Origin of the sequence: Micromonospora sp. WMMD737, assembly GCF_049179055.1 — a bacterium.
Taxonomy (GTDB): Bacteria; Actinomycetota; Actinomycetes; order Mycobacteriales; family Micromonosporaceae; genus Micromonospora; species Micromonospora reichwaldensis.
Window position 1 is genome coordinate 5,625,000 of record NZ_JBMHMH010000001.1, and the last position, 20,456, is coordinate 5,645,455.

Sequence of the window (20,456 nt, forward strand, 5' to 3'; positions counted from 1 at the left end):
TGTCCGCCGCCCAGGCCAAGGCACTAGTTGTAGTGGATCGGCTGCGGTGCCCGGCCGTGGTCCGAGGAAGGTCGAACAGCCCGGCTATCGTGCGTCGGCCCGCCGCTGCGGTCGCACTCGGCGCGTGAGCGGAACCGGGCTGGTCGCAGGCCCGCGAGTTGCCCGGCCTCCACGCCGTCCACAATCTCCGAGGCGATGAGCCGCGCGGCGGTGGGGCCCAGGGTGACGCCGGAGTGCATCACGGCGACGTAGACCCCTTCCACGCCTGGGACGGGACCTATGATCGGCAGTTCGTCCGCAGGCATGGGCCGCGATCCGAGCGTCACGCTCACCAGTTTGACGTCCGGTGCGTCGAAGGTGGCGGTGAGCCGGTGCAGCATCATCTCGCCCGCGCGCCGGAGATCGTCGTGGTCGATCTCCCCGCTGTATCCGGCGGCGACCAGCAAGTGACCGTCGGCCGCCTCACGTACTTCCAGGTGCGGGGTGGCGACCAGGGTGCGGACCAGCCCGGGTGGTGCGGTGAAGCGCATGAGCAGAGCCGGCGACGGAGCGACGGGCAGATCGAATCCGAGTGGCCCGCACAGCATGGGCGCGTCGACACCGGCGGTCACGACGACGGTGTCGGCGGGCAGGGAGCCGGTCGACGTCCGTACTCCCGTGACTCGACGGTCACGGAGATCCAGTGCGGTGACGGCGGAGTGCGCCATCAGCCGCGCACCGTGTTCCTGTGCCGCACGTACCAGCGCCTGTGTCACGGCGACCGGGTCGATGGCGCCGTGACTCCCGACGTGCAGAGCGCGCATCGGCCGGACCCTCAGGCGAGGCTCCAACAGCCCGACCTCTCCAGCGTCGACGAGGCGCTCGTCAGGCGCGAGACGGTCGTCGTCACGCTGTTCCTCGCCCCACACCAGGGCGCCTCGCCAGCGCACCCGCAGGCCTGGTACCTCGTCCTCCAGACGCCGATAGTCCTGCAGCACCCGCCGCCGCAGGACGGTGCTGGGATCCGGCACGTCTCCTCCCCGCGGGCCGCCGATCCAAGCGAAGGAGTCCGCAGTCACTCCCGAAGCGGGAAGCGACTTGTCCAGCAGGACGACTCCGGCTCCGGCCCGTGCGGCTTCGTACGCCACCGCGGCACCGACGATTCCCGCTCCCACGACCACAACCTGCACCAAGTGGCTCGGCCCTTCCATCGATCCATGACCAGCTCTTGAACCGTGAGTCCTCATCGGCATGTCGTCTCACGCAGGACGCGATGGTCGCACACACTGCGATGTCGGCCGTTCACCCGCGATGCACCGTCATCGGCTGGAGGAGGTCACCGCCCCGCCAGGCGGTGCCGACGTTGGCCCCGTGCAGGAGAGGGGCGTACCGGGTGATGGGCTCTCTTCGGTGCGGGCGATCCGCTCAGCGGAGGCCGCCCGGCCCGACCAGGCCCGTTTCGTAGGCGACGATGACCAGTTGTGCCCGATCACGTACCGCCAGCTTGGTCAACAACCGCCCGACGTGCGTCTTCACGGTGGGCATGCTGAGACTGAGGTGTTCGGCCAACTCCGCGTTGGACAGGCCGCGGGCGATCAGCGTGAGCACCTCCCGTTCCCGCTCGGTCACCCCCTCCAGCCGTCGCGGCAGCGGCCGGGTCGGCTCCGGCCGACGCGCGAACTCGTCGATCAGCCGGCGGGTCACCGTCGGCGCGAGCAGCCCCTCTCCGGCGGCCACCACCCGGATGCCGGCCAGCAGTTCCGCTGGCGGGGTGTCCTTGAGCAGAAATCCGCTGGCTCCGGCGCGCAGTGCCCCGTAGACGTATTCGTCCAGGTCGAACGTGGTCAGGATGATGACCTGGGTGCCGGCTGTGGCGGGGTCGGCGCAGATCCGTCGGGTCGCCTCGATGCCGTCCATCTCCGGCATCCGCACGTCCATCAGCACCACGTCCGGCCGGTGCTTCGCCGTCAGCGCCACGGCCGCCACGCCGGTGCCCGCCTCACCGACGGTGGTGAAATCCGGGGTCGAATCGACCAGCAGCCGAAAACTGCCGCGCAGCAGCGCCTGGTCGTCGGCGATCAGCACCCGGATCACGCGGCCACCCGGTAGGGCAGGCTGGCCGTCACCGCGAAGCCGCCATCGGCGCGTGGCCCGGCGCTGAACTCGCCCCCGTGCAGTGTCACCCGTTCCCGCATGCCGATCAGCCCGTGCCCCTCCCCGCCGGCCAGGACCGGACGGCGGCCGTCGTCGGTCACCTCGACCCTGACTTCGCGAGGCGTGACCGTCACCGTTGCCCGGCAGGCGGCCGGCGCCGCGTGCTTCACCACGTTGGTCACCGCTTCCTGCACGATCCGGTAGACCGCCAGGCCCACCGACTCCGGCACCGTTCCGGCCGGTTCCTCCCGCCGTACGTCGAGCCGTACGTCGACACCGCCGATCGCCGCCTGCCGGGCGAGCGCGGGCAGCTCATCCAGCCCGGGCGTCGGGGCGTACGGGGTGCCCTCGCGCAGTGCGCCGAGCACCCGGCGGACGTCGGTCAGCGCGTTGCGGCCGGTCTCCTCGATCACCCGCAGGGCGGCCCCCGCCTCGCGGGGGTCGGCCTCGGCGACGTGGGTGGCGACGGCCGCCTTCACCACGATGAGGCTCAGCGTGTGCGCGACCACGTCGTGCAGGTCCCGCGCCACCCGTAACCGCTCCTCGGCGGCGGCCTGGCGGACCAGGTACTCGCCCTGACGGGCGGCGAGGGCGCGTCGCTCGCGGACCAGCCAGCCGATCATCCACGCGGGCGCGATCATGACGGCGGCATAGCCGACCGCGCCGGTCCGCGACCAGAGGTCGCTCGCGGTCAGCACCAGGGCGACGCTCACCGGAACGAGACAACCGGCGCCGCAGAGCACCGAGCGGCGCGTGGTCGTCGACACGGCCATCGTGTAGACGGACAGGCCGATGGCGAGCCCGGGCGCGGCGGCGGCATAGTTGGGAATCACGCCGGTGACCAGGGTGACGGTGGCGACGGAGCTGATCACGACCGCGACGGTGATCGGCCACCGTCGCCGGACGGCCAACGGCAGCCCGAGTGCCATCCCGACGAGCACCGACACCCAGAGCGGCTCGCGCACGCCACCGTGCAGCGGCGACTCCAAAGCCGCGTACGGGCCGAGCAGCCCGCCGACCGCCACGGCGAGCACGGCGTCCACGACGGCCAGTTCCGTCGGCCGCAGCCGCCGGGTCAGCAGGAGGGCGGTCACCTGTCGAAGCGTATCGACCTGCCGGGCCGGCCGCGTCCACCCGCGGGTGGTCATCCTCGGGCATGACGTCCGGCCGCGTTCCCGACCCCGGCTCCGCCCAGGGGAGGGCCGGAAAGTGTCCACAGCGGCACGACGCCCGGCACCTGCCGGAGCCGGCACCCTGGCGGTCATGACCACACAGACGGTGACCCTGACGGGGCTGCGCGCGGTGTACGGCACCGGAGCACGGCGGGTGACGGCGCTCGACGGCGTGACGACCAGCTTCGCCAGCGGCACGTTCACGGCGGTGATGGGTCCGTCGGGCTCGGGGAAGTCCACGCTCCTGCACTGCGCAGCGGGGCTGGACAAGCCAGCCGAGGGAACCGTCACGATCGACGGCCGGCGCCTCGACGACATGGGCGAGGACGAGCTGACCCGGCTGCGCCGCGAGCGGATCGGCTTCGTGTTCCAGGCGTTCAACCTGGTGTCCACGCTGACCGCAGCGCAGAACGTCGAGTTGCCGATGCGCCTGGCCGGTCGCCGTCCCCCGGCTCGGGACGTCACTGCCGCGCTCGACGCCGTGGGACTGGCCGACCGGGCCGGGCACCGGCCGAGCGAACTGTCCGGCGGCGAGCAGCAACGTGTCGCCGTGGCCCGGGCGTTGATCACCCGTCCCGCCGTGGTCTTCGCCGACGAACCGACCGGGGCACTGGACAGCGCGGCGTCCCGGCAGATCCTCCGGCTGCTACGCGCACTCGTCGACGACCACCGGCAGACCGTCGTGATGGTGACCCACGATCCCACCGCCGCCGCGTACGCCGATCGCGTCCTCCTGCTCGCCGACGGCCGCGTCGTCGACGAACTGACCGGCGGGATCACCGCCGCGGTCGTCGCCGCGCGGATCGCCGAGCAGGGGACCCTCCCGGCGGCGGCCGTGGAGCGGTCGTGCTGAGCGTCCGAAGGTCGGCAAGCGCGTTCGTGGTCGTCGCCATCGGCGTCACACTGGTCGCGGCGGCCACCCTGCTGCTCGCCTCCGGCCGCCCGCAGGTGCCGGACCGGCTGGCGCGCGCGGCAGTCGTGGTGCAGAGCCCCGAGGCCGGTGCGCCGGCCGACTCGTTCGTGCCAACCCGGCCCTGGTCCGCCGCCAGGACGGCGGAACTTACCAGCAGGCTGGCCGAGGTGCCGGGCGTCACGGCGGCGGTGCCGGACCGGACCTTCTACGCCCAGCCACTCGTCGACGGCCGGCCCCCGAGCACCGATGCCCGCCGGGAGGACGACCACCAGGGGCACGGCTGGTCCAGCATCCGGCTGGGCGGACCGCGTCTCACGGCCGGCGAGCCGCCCCGGCAGGCCGGCCAGGTGGTCGTCGACCGTGCGCTCGGGCTGCGTCCCGGCGGGCCGGTCACCCTGCTCACGGCGGCGGGACCGGAGCCGTACACCGTGACCGGTCTGGTCGACGCACCCGGCGTCTACGTCGCGGACGAGGTCGCCGCCGCGCTCGCCCCCGGCGTCCGGGCCATCGGCCTCCTGATCGCGCCGGGTGCCGATCCCGGAGAGGTCGCCGAGGCGGCTCGCGGTGTCGTCGGCGGCGACGGACGGGCGCTGACCGGCGACGGACGCAGTGCGTTGGAGCCTCGGAGTGACGCCCGGACCCGCTGGATCGGCATGCAGGTGCTCACCGCCACGGCGGCCCTCGCCGTCTTCGTCACGGTCTTCGTGGTCGCCTCCACCTTCGCGTTCACCGTCGCGCAGCGCCGCCGTGAGCTGGGACTGCTGCGCGCCGTCGGCGCCACCGGCCGCCAGGTCCGCCGGATGGTCCGTACCGAGGCGCTCGTCGTCGGCGCCACGGCCGGGCTCGCCGGCCTCGTGGCCGGCGCGGCGCTCGCCCCGGGGTTGGGTCGCCTACTGGTCGACGTCGGCTTCGAGCCGGCGACCTTCCAGATCCGGTACGAACCCTGGCCGATCGCGGTCTCGCTCGCCGCCGGCCCGGTGATCGCGCTGCTGGCCGTCTGGTCGGCGTCGCGCCGAGCGGCACGCGTTCGCCCACTGGAGGCGTTGCGCGAGGCGGCGGTGGAACAGCGACCGATCGGACGGCTCCGGGTTGCCACCGGGATGTTCCTCGTCGTGACCGGGCTCGCCCTCAGCATTGGCACCGCGACGTCCGACGAGGCCCGCGACGCCGCCACGTTCGCCCTCTACGCGGTGATGGCCCTGGTGGCCGGCGCCACCGTGCTGAGCCCGGCGGCCGTCGGCCCGGTGGTGCGGATGCTGCGGTCGCCGGTGCGTCGGCCGGGTGGCGCGATCGGGATGCTGGTCCGGGCCGGGGCGTTGACCGCGACCCGGCGGACGGCTTCCGTCGCCGCCCCGGTGCTGCTCACGGTCGCGTTCGCGGTGCTGGTCTCCGGGATGGTGCGCACCACCACGGCCGCCGACGCGGCAGGTCGGGCCGACAACGTCAACGCCGGCTGGATCGTCGTGCCCGACCGCGCGCCGGGCCTGTCGGACCAGGCCGTCGTGGCGACCGGGGGCACCGCCCTCCTACCGACGACGGTCTTCGAGAGCGACCCGGGCCCGCCGCCGGAGAACCGGCCACTGACCGCGCTCGGCGTGGACCCGGCGGGCTTCGCCGCCGCGAACCGGGCGCTCACCGTCGTCGCCGGCGCACTGAACGACCTGAGCGGCGACGACACGGTGGTCGTCACCGCCTCGGCGAACCGGCAGCCGTCCGAGCCCTACGCGCTGGTCTTCGCCGACGGGGAGCTGCTGTCGCTGCGCGTCGTCGCGGTCGTCACCGACGACTCGATCCCCGGCGACCTGCTGCTGCCCCGATCCGTGGTGCGGGCGCACGACCCTTCGGCACTCACCTCCGCGGTGTACGTGCAGGACCGGATCGATCCTCCGGTCGGAGCGCGGATCGTCGACGTCTCCGGGTGGGCGGCCGAGGCGGACCGTGCCGAGGACCGTCTCGTCTGGCTCTTCACGCTGCTGCTGATCGGTGTGTCGGCCGGCTACGGGGCTGTCGCAGTGGCGAACACGTTGCTGTTGGCCGCTGCCGGCCGGGTGGCTGATCTGCGGCTGATCCGGCTGGCCGGTGCGACCCGGAGGCAGGTCATCTGGCTGGTCACGGCCGAGTCCGCCCTGGTGGTGCTGATCGGCGCGCTGCTCGGAGGGGCTGTCGCGTTCGTCGGTCTGCTGAGCGTCCGTGCCGGCCTCGCCGAGCAGCTCGGCGTACCGGTGGACCTGGTGGTGCCATGGTCGGTGGTCGGCGGGGTGGTGGGGCTCTGCCTGCTGTTGGCGGTGCTGGCCAGCGCGCTGCCGACCTGGCGGTCACTGCGCCACCGTCCCGCGCGGTCTCCCGTCGGCATCGTGGGATGAACCCGCACCACCGCAAGACGGCAAGCTGGCCGCCACCACCCCCGGACACGACTGGCGCACACCGATGAGAGGGCGAGCGCGAAAGGTCGGCGGGCATAGGGTCGGCTCGACACGACGACCTTCGGCGAGGCCAGGACGGGGCAGGACATGGAGCAAGGCACCCGCGACGAGTTGCTCGGCCGCCTGGCTGAACGTGTCGGGTCCGTCGCCGTCGCGCATCCGACGCGGGTGGCCGTCGACGGATCACCCGCCGCCGGCAAGACCACCCTCGCCGATGAACTCGCCGACCTCTTGAGGACACAGGGCCGCCACGTCATCCGAGCAACGATCGACGATTTTCTCTACCCTCGGGCACAGCGCTATCCGCGTGGCGAATACTCGGCCGAAGGCTGCTACTTCGACGCCCACGACCACGACGCGCTGAACCGGGTGCTGCTCGATCCGCTCGGCCCGGGCGGAGATCGACGCTTCCGACACGCGGTCTACGACCACACCGTGGATGCGGTCCTGTCCCCGCCGACCGTGACTGCCCCCGCTGACGCCGTGCTGGTCTTCGACGGCGTCTTCCTCATGCGCCCGGAACTGATCGATCGGTGGGACCTGCGCATCTTCGTGTCGACGGCGCTCGAGAGGACCGTGGATCGTGCGGTGATCCGAGAGCGCCGGGTGTCCTCCCGGGCCGACGTCGAACGGCGCTGGCGCGAGCGTTACATCCCCGCCCAACAACTCTACTTCGCTACGGTCCGCCCGACCGATCACGTCGACGTCATCGTGCACAACGACGAACCCCAGCAGCCGGTCTGGGAGACCCGGGCACATCTACCGCAGCTGCCCCGGCAGGAGAGTGCGCTCGAGTGACAGGAGCACGGGATCGCCATCATGCGTCGACGTCCTCTGGGCACTCATCTGCGACCGCGAGACCTCCACCCGGCCGGCAACCGGCGGTCCATGCCGCAGCCTGAACCAGATCGCTTCCCGCCGGCGGAACCCAGTCCCGCCGGCTGCTCCACCCTGGTCAGCAGGATCACCAGAAGTCACATGGAGACTTGTGGAACGCACCGTCGCCTGGCTGCTCTGGTTCCGCCGTCCAGGCATCCGCTGGAAAGTCCGAGACGACATCCACGCTCAATCAGCCTCGCCTGCGCCCTCATCTGCTGGCAGCACTTCCGGCGTCAGAACCTCTAGATCACGCAAAGCACGCTGATCGAGTTTCCCGTTCTGTGTGAGCGGCAGCCGGTCTACCCGGACATACTTGCTGGGCACGATGTGCAACGGCAGCGCCTGCCTGCACCAGTCGCGCAACTCTGAGTCGCCCGGGATGGCGCCCTCTCGGAGCACGTAGTACGCCACCAGCCGCTCGATCCCAGCTGCGCTCGCAGACACGACGACGGCCGAACTGGCCACCGCGCTGTGAGCATTCAACCGCTCCTCGATCTCCACGGGCTCGACCCGGTAGCCGCGGAGCTTGAACTGGCGGTCCTGTCTACCCAGGAACTCGAGCCCTCCGTCGGGCAGGACACGCGCCATGTCGCCTGTTCGGTACATCCGCAGGCGACGGCCGTTGACTGTCCGCCACTCGAAACGTTCGGCCGTCAAGTCCGGTCGGTTGAGGTAGCCCCGCGCCATACCCGGAGTCGTGAAGAAGAGGTCCCCTGCCACGCCCGCAGGGACCTGCTCGCCCGAGTCATCGAGCACGATCACTTCTGCATCGAAGATTGGCCGGCCGATCGAGATGACATGAGGAACCTCGGTCATGAGACAGGCTGTGATGTCCTGGACCGCCTCGGTAGGGCCATAAACGTTCAACAGGGGCACCGAACTATTCGCGAACCAGTGCCGAACCAGTGACATGGTGAGCGCTTCGCCGCCGCTGCGCAGTAGCCGCAACGGCGGCCCGAGCCGCGCGATCGACGCGTCATGCCGTTGTGTCAGATACCGAATCATCGAAGGCGTCAACCATAAAACCGTCACACCCTGATCGCTGATGTACTTAACCAACTGTCTGGCACTGTACTGTCGGCCCTTGAGAGCGACCCGGCCACCGGAAACCAGTGGCGCGAGGATCTGCCCGATAGAGGACGCGAACGACAGGGATGAGAATTGAAACACGACGTCATTCTCGGTCAGTTCGAGCAGCCGCGCTGTCTTGGTTGCGTTGTCCCGCAGCGCATCGTGCTCGATCTCCACACCCTTGGGTTCACCAGTGGAACCAGAGGTGTACATGATGTACGCCAGGTCTGATCCTACGTACGACGCGTTCGGGTCGTCTCGAGGCGATTCGGCCAAGCTCGCATCTGACCAGTTCAGAATGACCTCGCTCGGGCCATGTTCGCCGAACCGTCCCTTCGCGCGCTCCTGAGTCACGACGAACGCCGCGCCAGAGTCCTCCAGCATCCACCGAAGCCGTTCGGTTGGATATTCGGGATCCAAGGGAACGCAACAGCCGCCGGCCTTCAGCACGCCCAGCAACGCGACCACCGCGTCGCTTCCGCGGTCGACATGCACCCCTACCCGTGAGGACGGCCCGATTCCAGTCTTCGACAGCAGATGCGCCAACTGGTTCGCGCGCTCGTTCAACTCACCGTAGGACAGATCCTCGCCCTCCGCCGACAGTGCCACGCGTGCGGGATGGGTCGCCACACGTCGCTGGAAAATCTCCATGAGGTTCATCGACAACTCCCGAGGTGTCATGAGTCAGAATGATGCGGGCGGACAATCGCGCCCGAATTTCTCATCGACAAGCGTCCGTCAGGTGTTATTGCTGAGGTTGTAAAGTGGGTGTCGGGCGCAGCGTTTCCGGCCGGTCCGTCCGGGTTTCCTGATCCAACACCCGCCGCGCACCGCGTCGATAATGACCACGAGTCTGCACGGCCTTGGACACCGCGTCGGGTGCCGGCGCCCGCAGCCGTGCAGATTCGTCGGCGTAGGCGCCCGAGACCGGTGCGGCACCTACGTCCCGACACTGTCCCAGTGCTCAGGCGGTCGCCGAACGACTGGCCAAGTGATGAGCGAGGTCGGTGAGGACCGGGTGCTCGAACACGTCTTCGGGGAAGCATTCGAGGCGAAACTGGTCCTCCATGGTGGCGCAGATTTCCAGTGCGCTCAAGGAGTCCAATCCGAGGTCGAACAGATCGTCATTTGCGGTCACCGGCAGTGCAAGGGCTTCCGCCGAGGTCCTCAACAGGGCGTCTAGGACAGCAGGTTCGGAAATCTGGTGCTGGTTGGTTGGATTCTCCGTCATTCTTGCTCCTTGAGGTCGGTAACAGCCCAGCTAGGGGCGATCGGACGGGTGTCGATTAGTGGTCCAATGAGCGCGTCGGTGCTGCTCGGCCACCCGCCGGTCCTTGTCGGATGCGTTCGTATACTGCCGCCGGTCCCCCTCGCCGCCAACCCACGTACTCCAGGAACCAGTCGGCTCCGGCATCGGCGTAGCCGCTGAGTCCCGATTCCGTTCCGTCGGTCCGACCCTCGACGATCAGCTCGGTCCTCAGCCCGTCCGGTCGAGCGATGCCGTCCACGGCGGCGCGCATCTGCGCGACGTCGTCAGGGGTCAGGTCACCATCCCGCTTTTCCGGGAACACACCGTCCGTGGTGGCGGCAAGCTGTAGGACCGATCGGCCTGGCCAGTAGCCGCCAGCCCAGATCGGAACGGGTGTCAGCGGGAGCGGCAAGAGCTTGACCGCATCCACCTGGTAGTAGGTGCCCACATGGCGCGCCGGTGTCCCGTTCAGGAACTGCCGCAAAAGTCCGAGCGCTTCCAGCATCCTGTCGCGCCGCTGCTGGTATGACGTCTCGCGACCGAAGGCGCCGAAGTCCGCCTCCACCGGACCTCCGACTCCGGCCCCGAACCTGATGCGTCCGGGGGCGAGCTGCTGGAGCGCCACGAGTTGCTTTGCCACCGTCCACGGGTCGCGGCGGGCCAGAGCGGTGACCATGGGACCGATCACGATCCTCCTGGTTGTCGCGGCGATGGCCGCCAGCGTCATCCACGTGTCCGTGACCGGGATGGGCACTTCCCGCTGGTAGAGCAGGTAGTCGTTGAGGAAGAAGCCTTGCCAACCGTGTGACTCGGCAGCGACCGCTAGTGACACCAGCACCTTCGGGTCCGCGTACTCGCCTACCGTCGAAACCATCAAGCCGCGCTTCACGTCTTTTCCTGCCTTCCCCGGGTTGTCTTGCGGTCCGCGCGCGACGTGCGGCGTCGTCCCTCTTCTACTTGTCGACGGTGACGCTGAGGCGAGACTGCTCGCCCTGACCGACCGGTACGGCGTCCGATCGTTGCCGTGTTCCGCCTTCTCTTCCGGCTGTCCGCCCTTCACCTGCTTGTGTGCCGGTACCGGTCATTCGTTCTCGATGAAGGCCGGGATGCCCGTGTGCTGCTCGGTGGGGTCAGCGCTTGAGCTCGGCCTCGGCGATGTCCAGTACAGCGGTGGTCACTGCGCTGATGTCGCGCGCCGTCATGCCGGGCCACAGGGGCAGGGAGATCATTCGCTGGTACTCCCCTTCCGCCTGAGGAAAGTCGCCGGGACGATAGGCATAGCGGCGTTGGTACGCGGAGTGCAGGTGCAGCGGTATGAAGTGCACGTTCGCGCCAATGCCGCGCTGTCTCAGCTGGTCGAGGAACTCGTCACGGGAGCAGTGGAGGCGTTCGAGGTTGAGCCGCAGCACGTAGAGGTGCCAGCTGTGCGACTCCTCGTCGAGCCGGCTCGGCAGTTGGAGAGCTGGATGACTCGCGAAGGCCGAGTCGTAGGCGTCGACAATCGTCCGGCGTGCGTTGCGGCGTGCCGTCAGTGTCGTCAACTGCTGCCGGCCCAACGCGGCCGCCACGTCGGTCATGTTGTACTTGAATCCAAGATCCTCGATGTCATACCGCCATGACCCCGAGCCGTACCGGTCTAGCGCGCCCTTGCTCATGCCATGCAGCGACAGTCTCCGAGCCCGGGCAGCCTGCTCACGGTCGCGCAGGATCACCATTCCGCCTTCGCCCGTGCTCAGCGTCTTTGTGGCGTAGAAGCTGAAGGCGGCGCCGTCGCTGACGGCGCCGGCATGCCGTCCGTCACGGCTCGACGGGAGGGCGTGTGCGGCGTCCTCGAACACCAGGCGGGACGGACCCGCGGCGGCGGTGAGGTCCTTCACGTCACTGTGCAGCCCGGCGAAGTGGACCGTCAGCACCGCACGGGTCTGGCTGGTCAACCGGCGTTCGACCTCGGCGCCGGTCAACATCAGCGAGTCGGGGTCGACATCCGCGAGTACCGGGCGTGCGCCGACATGGGCGACGCTGGCCGCGGTGGCGGTGAAGGTCAGCGTGGGAACGATCACCTCGTCGCCGGGTCCGATGCCAGCGGCGAGTAGCAGAAGGTGTAGCGCCGCGGTGCCGGACGAGACCGCGATGGCGTCCTTCACGCCGATGGCGCGGGCGAACTCCGACTCGAACTCTCGCACCTGCGGGCCGGTGGTCAGCCAGCCGGACCGGAGCGTCCGCACCATCGCCTCGATTTCGTCTTCCGAGGCGTTCACCTTGTGAAAGGGAACCTGGTGGGTCACCCTGCCACCACCTCTGCCGTCAGCGCGGCGGACACGAGCGGACCCAGGGCAGCGTTGGCGGTCACTGACACCTGTCCCGGCTGGTGGACGGAGTTCTGCCCGTTGAGGCCGGACCAGGATCCTCCCGCCTCGGCCACGCAGACCGCCACCGCGGCGATGTCGTGTGGCTCGGCGAGGAAATCGATCATGACGTCGGCATGTCCCCGGATGACTTCCGTGTGGCCGAAGGAGTCCGCGTAGCCACGCTCGGCCTCGGCCGATCGCACGATGCGGCGCAGCTGGTCGAGCTTGTCCGTCCGGCAGGCGAAGTCGATGCCGTTGTGGAGAACGTACGCGTCCTCGATCCGGTCGACCAGGGATGTGCGTAACCGCTCCTCCCGTGCTCCGGTGCCGGCGTGGCACCCCTTTCCGCGTTCGGCCCACACCACCTCCTGTCGGGCGGGGTGGGCGATGACCCCAAGGTCGGGGACGTCGTCGGCGACGCAGGCCACGAGGATGCCCCAGAAGTCCTGACCGCGTACGTACTGCTGGGTGCCGTCGATGGGGTCGACCAGCCAGACCCGCCCGGATCGGGACGCGACGGCCTTGCCTTCCTCGCCGGCGAACCCGTCATCGGGAAAGCGCGTGCGGACGAACTCGAACAGCTTCTTCTCGATGTAAAGATCCATCTCGGTGACCACGGTGCGATCGGGTTTGCGCTGAGTGGCGATGCCTGCGGCCCGGGCCTGTACCGCCTTGTCGCCCAGTTCGTTGACCAGTTGCAGCAATTCTTGGACGGGGTACCGGTAGTCACTCACGGTCGACGCCTCCCGAGTCGGTGGAGCATGTCGCGCCTGAACGTGGGATCACTGAACAGGGAGATGCGTTGTGCATAGACGTTGGTCTCCGCCGGTTCATCCGCTTCGAGGGTCATCGGCAGGGTGTAACTGAAGAAGCGGAAGCAGTTCAGCAACATCGCATCCAGCAGCATCTCGTTGTCTACCTTGGTCCGGGTGGCCTCGTATGCCGAGACGAATTCCCGGACGATCTCGACGTCAAGGTCGACCTCGCCACGGAACGCGAACTCCATGGCAGCGATCGCCACGTCGAAGAATTGCGTGCCGTAGTAGGCGTCATCGAAGTCGATGACCCCGGCGACAGTTCCGTTCCGGAGGATGACGTTGCCCGGGTAGAGGTCGGCGTGCACGAGCCCGAGGGGAAGCTCATCCGTGAGGAAGGGCTTGCGCGCTTGCTGCCATCCTGTGGCGATGCTCTCGGCGAGCGGCACCTCGGCGCGGGCGTGGAGGGTGTCCACCGCCTCCCGCACGAGATTGTCGATGAAGTCGACGTCGCAGCGTGCTTTGTGGCCAGCGGGCGCGAAGCCCTCCAGGGCGTTTTGCATGTCACCGAGGAGGTGGCCCATCTGCCTGCCAATGGCCGGAGAAAGCTCCGCCTCGTCCATGGTCTCACCCTCGATGAACGTGAGGATCGTGTACAGCCGGCCTTCGAGTTTCGTCGGTCGGTTCTCGCCCGGGTCGACCGGGCGCTGAACCGGGATCCCGTTATCGGTGAGGCGCCGCAATGCGGACAACTCGAACTCGATCTCGTCAATGCTGCGTTCGGCTTGGTAGATGCGTAGCAGGTATGGCCGGTCCGTGCAGTCGACCCGGATGTTGGTATTGATGATCCCACCGCTCATGGGGGTCACTCCGACGGCCGTGAGCGTGTGGCTGGCGAATAGTTCCCGAACCACCTCCTCCCGAATATCGACCGTCGCGTGGAGTCGTGGTTCCGTCATGGCGTAACGTCCTCTGCCGAGTTGTCAATCGTGAAGTTCAGGATCAGCCGCGTGATCACCTTAGCGAAGGCGATGAGTGCGTCCACCTCGACGTGTTCGTCCGGTGCGTGAGCCTGAGCCAAGTCACCCGGTCCGCAAACCACTCCCGCTGCGCCAAAGGCGTGGTAGAGCCGCAGGTCGCAGGGGGAAGGGAAGCCGGTCCACTCGGGTTGTTCTCCGGTTGAGCGCAGGCAGGCCGCCAGGGAGGTCGCGAGGCGACGGTCGGCGGACGGCGGGTTTCCTGGAAAGGACATCCGGGTGAGCCGGGGTTCGGCCAGTTCCGTGCCTCGCTCGCGTAGGCCTGTGGCCAACAGTTCGCGCATGTCACCGATCGACATCTCGGGAGCGGAGAAGGCCACTCCCTCGACTTGGCAGGCCAGGGGAGGTACCGCCGCGTCGGACCCTCCGTGGACCTTGCCGATCGCCAGCGGGTTGCTGCCGTACGCCGCGAAGCCCGGACTGTTTCGAATGCGGTTGGCGAGATCCTGCCTGGTTGCGGCGACGGCGGTGATCGCTGCCGCCGCCCGTTCGATCGCCGAGTCTGCGCCGGACGACTCCGCCATGTGGGTCCGCCGGCCCTCGACGTTGAGGACGAAGTGGTGGAAACCCAGTGTCGCCTCGCAGATCCGCATGGACGTCGGCTCTCCGACGAGCACGTAATCCGGGGCGGGATGCGCTGCCAGCAGCGCCAACGTGCCGTTGCCGCCCAGCTCCTCATCAGGCACGCTGTGCACCTCCAGATTGACCCGAGGTCCGCCGAGCCGTACTGCGGCACGGACGGCGACGGCGTAGGCCGCGAGTGAGCCCAGCATGTCGGAGGCGCCTCGGCCGAAGACTGCTCCGTCACGCAGGCAGCCCCCGGCGAGTGCCGGGTCCGTCCACTCCTGCTCGTCAACGGGCTCTACGTCGATGTGTCCGCTGAGCGCCAGCGTGGGTAGCGCGGGGTCGACGTCCACCCGCGCGACGACGAGGGGGTGGACGCCGGGCTCGTAGTGCGCGAAGTCGTCCGTCCATTCCTCTACGCCGACGTAGAGGGGGTGGTGTCGCAAGTTGCTGGCGGCTGGGACGTCGACGAGCCGCATGCCTGCTTCGCGCAGCGCGCCAGCCATGATGCTCTGGGCTCTGCGGATGCCAGTGGTCGGGCCCACGTAGGTTGGGCGGCAGCCGATGAGTTCGGTGGTCAGTTCCACCAACAGGTTGCGGTCTCGCTCGATCAGCCGGTCGATGTCTCGATCGATGTGTCGGGTCATTGGAAGTACTCCCGAATCAATGCGGCCAGGTGAACACGCCGTGCGGGTGTCAGGGAACGGCAGGGGATCAGGAGGGTGCGTCGCCACAGGTGCTCGGAGCCGGGGTGTTCCTGGTGCGCGTACCGGGCATAGCGTCTCTGGCGGTGCAGCGGATAGTGCACCCAGCTGGTCTGGAACCCTCGCGAGCTGAGAAAGGCTCCCAACGGCCATCGGTGCTCGGGCGGCACACGGAGTACGAACGAGGCTCCTGACCACTGTTTGCCACGCGTCGCCGGCAGCCCGATGGGAAGCTCCTCGAGCAGTTCGGCTAGAGCTTCCGCGCGGCGGCGCCATCGGGTCACGTTCCGTGGCAGTTCCCGGATCCTGTGCTCCAGCAGCATGGCCGACACTGAGGCCATCGGCCTAGGTGGATCAGTACCCGCCGGCCGGGCCGCCAGTGCCTCCGCGACGTCGTGCAGGAGTGGACGTGGCGCGAGAACGCGTGACAGAACTCGCCGTGCGGCAGGGCCGCGTGCGCGCAGAAGACGCTCGTAGCCCAATGTCAGCGCGTGACGGCGTACGGTGTCGCGGCCGGGAGGAGCCAACTGGGGTGTCTGGAAGCGGGACGTCAGGAGCAGCGCGCCGCCACCGAAGCAGTTCACCGGCTTGGTCCGCCCGAAGCTCAGGACACCGATGTCGCCCAGCCGGCCCGCCGGAATGTCGTGCAGGCTCGCGCCCAGGGCTTGTGCCGCGTCATCGATGACGGGTATCGCCGCCGATCGCGCGAGGTTCAGCAGTTCGCCGGTGCTGTCGGCCACCGCACCGAACTGGTGGGTGAGGACGATGGCGCGGGTCCGCCCTGTGATCGCGCGAGCCAGGCTAGTAGGATCCAACGTCCCCGTGACGGGATCGCTGTCGACCAGCACCGGCACCGCGTCAGCGGCGAGGATCGCGTCGACGACCTGGGGACAGTTGAACGTTGCGACAGCAACCTCGTCTTCGGCGCCGATGCCCAGGCACCGCAGCGCCAGGGCGAGTGCGCTGGTGCCCGAGTCGGTCAGCAGCACCGGATCGGGAGACGCGAGGTGCCGCGCGAGTGCACGGGTTGCCGCGGCCGGGGTGTTCTGGTGCGGTCGTCGGGCCAGACGCAGGAGGTCCAGGGTGGTGGGCGCGTCGTCGTACACAGCCGCGCGCAGCCGGGCCGGCATCGGAACGTAACGGGTGTCGTTCACACCGGGGCCTGTCCGCCGCTGACGAGGCCGCGGTTGCTCAGCCAGTCGAGTCCTCGCCACAGGTTCACGCGTCGGCGGTAGTCCGCCTCGATCAACTCCAAGCTCATCGTGAGTCCGGCACCGCACAAGGACTGTGCCAGTGCGGCGTACCGCGGATCATCGCCGGGCAGACCGCCGCCCTGTGCCCGCGACCGGCGGATCGGGAGCGCGACGCCGGAAACCGCGCCGAAGTGCAGATGTTTGATCCTGTCCCGCAGGTTGGTGACGTCGAGCAGGTCGCATTGCTGCACCGGCGGCAGGATCTCCGCAGGCAGTTTGTGCTGGACAGCCTGATGACTGCTCTCCAGCGCGCCGACCCAATGGGCGAGGTCGAAGGTGATCCCGACGTTGTGCAACCGAAGAGCGGCAAAGTCGGACGGGTAGACGAAGACCGCGTCCACATCGTCGCCGAGGTCGCCGATCAGCGGCATGTTCTCCACGCCGAGCCAGAGCCCCGTCCCAGCAAGGTACTCGTCCAACTCGCTGAAGAGGTCGAGGAACCGCTGTCGCAATGCGGCAAGGTCGTGACGGTACAGGCGCTCCACCGGAATGAGGTAGTTGGTGTGTACCACCACTCCCCTCCCGCCATGGCGCAGCGCGATGTCGATGAACTCGTACAGCCGGTCCCGGATCCAGCGATCTTCGAGGTAGTTGGCGTCCATTGGGAAGTGCATGGTCAGGGGGACAGTCGGTGCTAGGGTCAACAGATTGCGTTCCAACACGGCTAGCTCGTGCAGTTCGTCAGTGCGGAACAGCAGCGCCTCGACGCCGTATCCGCGGTCGAGCCAACGCTGGTCAAGCTGGCTGACGTCCAAGCCCCAGAACGGCATGAGGGGGTGAACTCCGGCGGTCACGAATTCGTCTCCTCGTAGATCTGGTACGGCCGCTCCACGGCTCCCCAGCGCGACTTGGCGAAGAGCTGGCCCTCGGTCATCGAAGCGCCGAGGTCGATCGCCCTCGTGCCCCGTTCCACGGCCTCTTTCACTGCGGCGCCGAGGATCGCGTGTGTGGGCTTGAGGTGACGATCCGCCGCCCGGTAGGCGCCTATCCAATGGAACAGATGGTGTGGGTGCCGAAGGAACATTCCGATCCCGATTGGGCGCCCCTGGTAGTCGGCCCGCAACAACCAGACGTGGTCGTCCCCGAGCGATACCAGTGCCTGCAGCAAGGCCGGTGGCGTGCGGTAAGCGGCGCCGACGCGTTCCATCGATTCGTCGTAGATGTCGTAGACGCTGTTCACCTCGGCCGCGTCCCGGACCATGGTCACCGTGACACCGTCGCGCCGGCACGCGCGCACCGCCGTTCGCGCATTGCCGGTTAGTACCGAGGACCAGGTGAGGTCCCAGGAGCGGGCTGGGCGCACGATGCTGGTCCTCCGCTCGCGACCCCCCGCCCGATTCAGCGTGAGTTCCAGGTCCGGAGAACAGACGATCCTGCTGAACCGTGCTCCCACCGCTTCCTCCACGGCAGCGAGGACCGCTTCCGGGTGGCCGGCTTCCGCAGCCTCGGGCAGCGGCAGCGGGCCGCCGTATCCGATGGGCCCCGACTCGAGTCCCCGGGAGGTCTGGAAGCTCTGGCACAGCCAGCGGCCGCGAGGCGTGTCAATCACGTGCCGGTGGGGTCGCCAGCCGAACTCGCGGCTGACGCACTCGGCCCACTCCCAGCCGTGGAAGAAGGTGGCGCCGACCGCCTGTGCTGCCAGAGCCGCCCACGTCCGCCGGTCCCTCACCGTACGTAGCCCCGTGACGGTCACGGCACTCACGCCGGCGTGCGATGCTGCGATTGGGTCATCTCCACAAGGTTCGCCCGGATGTCCGACCAGAGAGATTCGGCGCGCTGTGGGAGGAACAGGTCGGCGTCGTACGTCAGGGAGCCTCTGATCCGGTCGCCATCCTGGATGAGCCTGAGCTCGTAATCGAAGTTCGCGGTGCCGTTGTCTCCGAGGGGCACGCGGGACAACTCGAGGTGGGGGAACGAGTAGGAGATGCCGGGCGGCGCTTGCACGTTGAGGCAGAACCGATAGGGCAGGCCCTCCTCGCCGTACAGGGTTCGCATGATGACCTCGGGTGGGATGCCGGGATGGCGCATAGCTGCCGTACTCACGGCCCGAGCGCGCTGAAGGCTTGCGACGGAGCAGCGGCCGGTGAGGTCGTTCAGGGCCATGGGCAGCACATTGGCGGTGTAACCGACCATCGCCCTCTGCTGCCGGCGGGTCCGATTGTGAAAGGGCACGCCGAGGATCACCTGGGAGGTCTCCGCCTGCGAGCCGGTTGCGGAACCGACCGCGTCAAGGATGACGTTGAAGACGGTGCACCGGTGTTCCCTGGCCAGATCACTGATCGCGAGGGACAGCCCCGCGTCGATCGAGAGCTCAATCGCTGCGCCGCGGCTCTCCGCGCCGTCCACGCGGGGCCGGTCGGAGGGCATGTCCAGAACAGGCAGTTCCCCGGGGAGCAGACGCCGCCAGTGCTCGATACGGGAGGCGAGCGGTTCCGGTTCGAAAAATCGCGATTCTTCGGCGCAGTAGTCGGCGTACGTGAAGCTGAGCGGCGGAAGGTCCGCTGGTTTGCCGGCGAGCGCCAAGGCATATGCCTCGGACAAGTCCCGCATAAACACGTAGAGCGACCATCCGTCGACCATGATGTGGTGGAACACGTATCCGAGCACGTGGTCGTCGGGTGCGAGGCGCAGCAGCCGGACCTTCCACAGTGGGAGTTCGTCGAGTTCGATCCTGGCAGCGGCGTCGGCGTCGACTGTTGCGATCGCCTCTGCGAGATCGGAGACCTCTTGGACGGGGAGCCCGAAAACCCGCTCCTCGATCCGTTGGACCGGGTTGGTGCCACCCGTGATGTGGGTGCGCAGCGGCTCGTGCCGACGCACCACGGCGTCCAATGCTTCGGTGAGCGCCGGCATGTGCAGCGGGCCACGTAGCCGGAGCGCGCCGTAGACGTTTTCGCGGGCCGAATCGGTGGTTTGCTCGGCGCGCCACATCTCACGCTGTAGCGGTGAGAGAGGAATCTCGCGGTATGGCACTTAGCTCACCCCGGCCAACTCGACGGGTTGGCGCATCGTCGCAGCTACCTTGGCGATGCCCTCCATGAGGGGCACTTCCGGCACGTATCCCAGCCGGCGACCGGCGAGGCTGTGCGAGGCGATCCGGTGCTTGATTTCGATGTCCGGCGGCCGGTGCAGGTCTGCCGGATCGACGATGACAATCTTGCTGCGGGAGCCGAGCGCCCGCACGAGGCCGACGGCGACGGCCTCCAGATTCCAGGTGTCCGCTCCCGAGATGTTGTAAATGGCTGGGCCATGTCCTTTCTCGGCTACGGCGGCAAGGGTGCCCGCCACGAAGTCCGTGATGTAGGTGAAGGTGCGCAGCTGCTGGCCGTCTCCGACGAGCGTGATGGCCTTGTCGCGAAGCGCCAGGGACACGAAGCGGGGAATGACGAAGTCGAGACGCTGGCGAGGACCGTAGACGTTGAACGGACGAATGATCGTCGCGCGCATGCCGTGAGCTTCCGTCTGCTCCTGGACCAGCCGCTCCGCTGCAGACTTGGCCTTGCCGTAGGCGGACAGCGGGGCGTGAGGCGTCGATTCGGTGATGGGGAACGCGACCGTTTCTCCATAGACCTCCGACGACGACAAGTACACGAAGTGCTGGCAACCGGCGCGAGCGGCCGCATCGAGCACTTCTCTCGTGCCGCCGACGATGGCGGCGGTCGTGTTGTCCGGATCGGCAGCCGCCTCGGTCACACCCACGACGGATGCCAGGTGGAACACGAGTTCCGGCTGGATCTCGCGAACGATCGAGGGATCGAGTGCGGTCACGTCGCCGACGAGGTGACGCTCGCCAGGGAACCCGGCGGCGGATACACGGTCGAGACCCACGACGGCCGCTCCGAGCGCCACCAGACGATGCACGAGGTGCCCGCCGATGAAGCCGGCGGCTCCCGTGACGAGGATCCGTCTGCCGCGGAAGTGTTCGAGGTCGATGGACGTCGCTTGCAAGAAACCC

General features: G+C 68.4%; 18 protein-coding genes. 3 read left to right on the forward strand and 15 right to left on the reverse strand.

The features are described from left to right. Positions 1–23 precede the first annotated feature (23 nt). The 3 genes from ACN27A_RS24995 to ACN27A_RS25005 form a co-directional block, all read right to left on the reverse strand. Complete coding sequence (locus ACN27A_RS24995; protein WP_421457061.1) at positions 24–1,232, reverse strand: NAD(P)/FAD-dependent oxidoreductase; 1,209 nt, start codon at positions 1,230–1,232, stop codon at positions 24–26. Between the two features lie 172 nt (positions 1,233–1,404). Further along, complete coding sequence (locus ACN27A_RS25000) at positions 1,405–2,073, reverse strand: response regulator (RefSeq protein ID WP_421457062.1); 669 nt, start codon at positions 2,071–2,073, stop codon at positions 1,405–1,407. Then, positions 2,070–3,227 (reverse strand): sensor histidine kinase, encoded by a 1,158-nt coding sequence (locus ACN27A_RS25005; RefSeq protein WP_421457063.1) that lies wholly within the window; start codon positions 3,225–3,227, stop codon positions 2,070–2,072. The genes ACN27A_RS25000 and ACN27A_RS25005 overlap by 4 nt, the downstream gene beginning before the upstream one ends. Before the next feature lie 169 nt (positions 3,228–3,396). On the opposite strand from ACN27A_RS25005, the gene ACN27A_RS25010 reads away from it, so the two are divergent. From ACN27A_RS25010 to ACN27A_RS25020, 3 genes are all read left to right on the forward strand, one after another. After that, complete coding sequence (locus ACN27A_RS25010; protein ID WP_421457064.1) at positions 3,397–4,158, forward strand: ABC transporter ATP-binding protein; 762 nt, start codon at positions 3,397–3,399, stop codon at positions 4,156–4,158. Then, entirely contained in the window at positions 4,152–6,581 is a 2,430-nt protein-coding gene (locus ACN27A_RS25015; protein WP_421457065.1) for an FtsX-like permease family protein, read from the forward strand. Before ACN27A_RS25010 ends, ACN27A_RS25015 begins: the two co-directional genes overlap by 7 nt. Positions 6,582–6,728: 147 nt before the next feature. Then, positions 6,729–7,439, forward strand: coding sequence for a uridylate kinase (locus ACN27A_RS25020; protein WP_421457066.1), 711 nt, complete (start codon positions 6,729–6,731; stop codon positions 7,437–7,439). 267 nt (positions 7,440–7,706) lie between these two features. Here ACN27A_RS25020 and ACN27A_RS25025 read toward each other — a convergent pair whose 3' ends face one another. The 12 genes from ACN27A_RS25025 to ACN27A_RS25080 form a co-directional block, all read right to left on the reverse strand. Beyond that, positions 7,707–9,251, reverse strand: a complete 1,545-nt coding sequence (locus ACN27A_RS25025) for an amino acid adenylation domain-containing protein (RefSeq protein ID WP_421457067.1) — start codon at positions 9,249–9,251, stop codon at positions 7,707–7,709. A gap of 304 nt (positions 9,252–9,555) precedes the next feature. Further along, positions 9,556–9,822, reverse strand: a complete 267-nt coding sequence (locus ACN27A_RS25030) for an acyl carrier protein (RefSeq protein ID WP_421457068.1) — start codon at positions 9,820–9,822, stop codon at positions 9,556–9,558. A 55-nt stretch (positions 9,823–9,877) separates the two neighbouring features. After that, positions 9,878–10,729: an LLM class flavin-dependent oxidoreductase gene (locus tag ACN27A_RS25035; protein ID WP_421457069.1), complete on the reverse strand. Its 852-nt coding sequence runs from the start codon at positions 10,727–10,729 to the stop codon at positions 9,878–9,880. Between the two features lie 241 nt (positions 10,730–10,970). Continuing rightward, entirely contained in the window at positions 10,971–12,125 is a 1,155-nt protein-coding gene (locus ACN27A_RS25040) for a DegT/DnrJ/EryC1/StrS family aminotransferase (RefSeq protein ID WP_421457070.1), read from the reverse strand. Then, positions 12,122–12,922, reverse strand: coding sequence for an inositol monophosphatase family protein (locus ACN27A_RS25045; RefSeq protein ID WP_421457071.1), 801 nt, complete (start codon positions 12,920–12,922; stop codon positions 12,122–12,124). The genes ACN27A_RS25040 and ACN27A_RS25045 overlap by 4 nt, the downstream gene beginning before the upstream one ends. Further along, on the reverse strand, positions 12,919–13,902 hold the full coding sequence (locus ACN27A_RS25050; RefSeq protein ID WP_421457072.1) for a phosphotransferase: 984 nt from the start codon (positions 13,900–13,902) through the stop codon (positions 12,919–12,921). Before ACN27A_RS25050 ends, ACN27A_RS25045 begins: the two co-directional genes overlap by 4 nt. Beyond that, a complete protein-coding gene (locus tag ACN27A_RS25055; protein ID WP_421457073.1) occupies positions 13,899–15,191 on the reverse strand; it encodes a M20 family metallopeptidase in 1,293 nt (430 codons plus the stop codon). Before ACN27A_RS25055 ends, ACN27A_RS25050 begins: the two co-directional genes overlap by 4 nt. Then, positions 15,188–16,402, reverse strand: coding sequence for a DegT/DnrJ/EryC1/StrS family aminotransferase (locus ACN27A_RS25060; RefSeq protein WP_421457074.1), 1,215 nt, complete (start codon positions 16,400–16,402; stop codon positions 15,188–15,190). Before ACN27A_RS25060 ends, ACN27A_RS25055 begins: the two co-directional genes overlap by 4 nt. Beyond that, entirely contained in the window at positions 16,399–17,295 is an 897-nt protein-coding gene (locus tag ACN27A_RS25065; protein WP_421457075.1) for a hypothetical protein, read from the reverse strand. Before ACN27A_RS25065 ends, ACN27A_RS25060 begins: the two co-directional genes overlap by 4 nt. Further along, on the reverse strand, positions 17,292–18,203 hold the full coding sequence (locus tag ACN27A_RS25070; protein ID WP_421457076.1) for a GNAT family N-acetyltransferase: 912 nt from the start codon (positions 18,201–18,203) through the stop codon (positions 17,292–17,294). Before ACN27A_RS25070 ends, ACN27A_RS25065 begins: the two co-directional genes overlap by 4 nt. After that, positions 18,200–19,474 (reverse strand): condensation domain-containing protein, encoded by a 1,275-nt coding sequence (locus ACN27A_RS25075; RefSeq protein WP_421457077.1) that lies wholly within the window; start codon positions 19,472–19,474, stop codon positions 18,200–18,202. The genes ACN27A_RS25070 and ACN27A_RS25075 overlap by 4 nt, the downstream gene beginning before the upstream one ends. Then, positions 19,475–20,449, reverse strand: a complete 975-nt coding sequence (locus ACN27A_RS25080) for an NAD-dependent epimerase/dehydratase family protein (protein ID WP_421457078.1) — start codon at positions 20,447–20,449, stop codon at positions 19,475–19,477. Between the last annotated feature and the right edge of the window lie 7 nt (positions 20,450–20,456).

Excerpts from the sequence above, each read along its gene's own strand:
- ACN27A_RS25030 (WP_421457068.1), bottom strand. The coding sequence starts at position 9,822 with ATGACGGAGAATCCAACCAACCAGCACCAGATTTCCGAACCTGCTGTC.
- ACN27A_RS24995 (WP_421457061.1), bottom strand. The coding sequence starts at position 1,232 with ATGCCGATGAGGACTCACGGTTCAAGAGCTGGTCATGGATCGATGGAA.
- ACN27A_RS25050 (WP_421457072.1), bottom strand. The coding sequence starts at position 13,902 with ATGACGGAACCACGACTCCACGCGACGGTCGATATTCGGGAGGAGGTG.
- ACN27A_RS25010 (WP_421457064.1), top strand. The coding sequence starts at position 3,397 with ATGACCACACAGACGGTGACCCTGACGGGGCTGCGCGCGGTGTACGGC.
- ACN27A_RS25020 (WP_421457066.1), top strand. The coding sequence starts at position 6,729 with ATGGAGCAAGGCACCCGCGACGAGTTGCTCGGCCGCCTGGCTGAACGT.
- ACN27A_RS25025 (WP_421457067.1), bottom strand. The coding sequence starts at position 9,251 with ATGAACCTCATGGAGATTTTCCAGCGACGTGTGGCGACCCATCCCGCA.
- ACN27A_RS25055 (WP_421457073.1), bottom strand. The coding sequence starts at position 15,191 with ATGACCCGACACATCGATCGAGACATCGACCGGCTGATCGAGCGAGAC.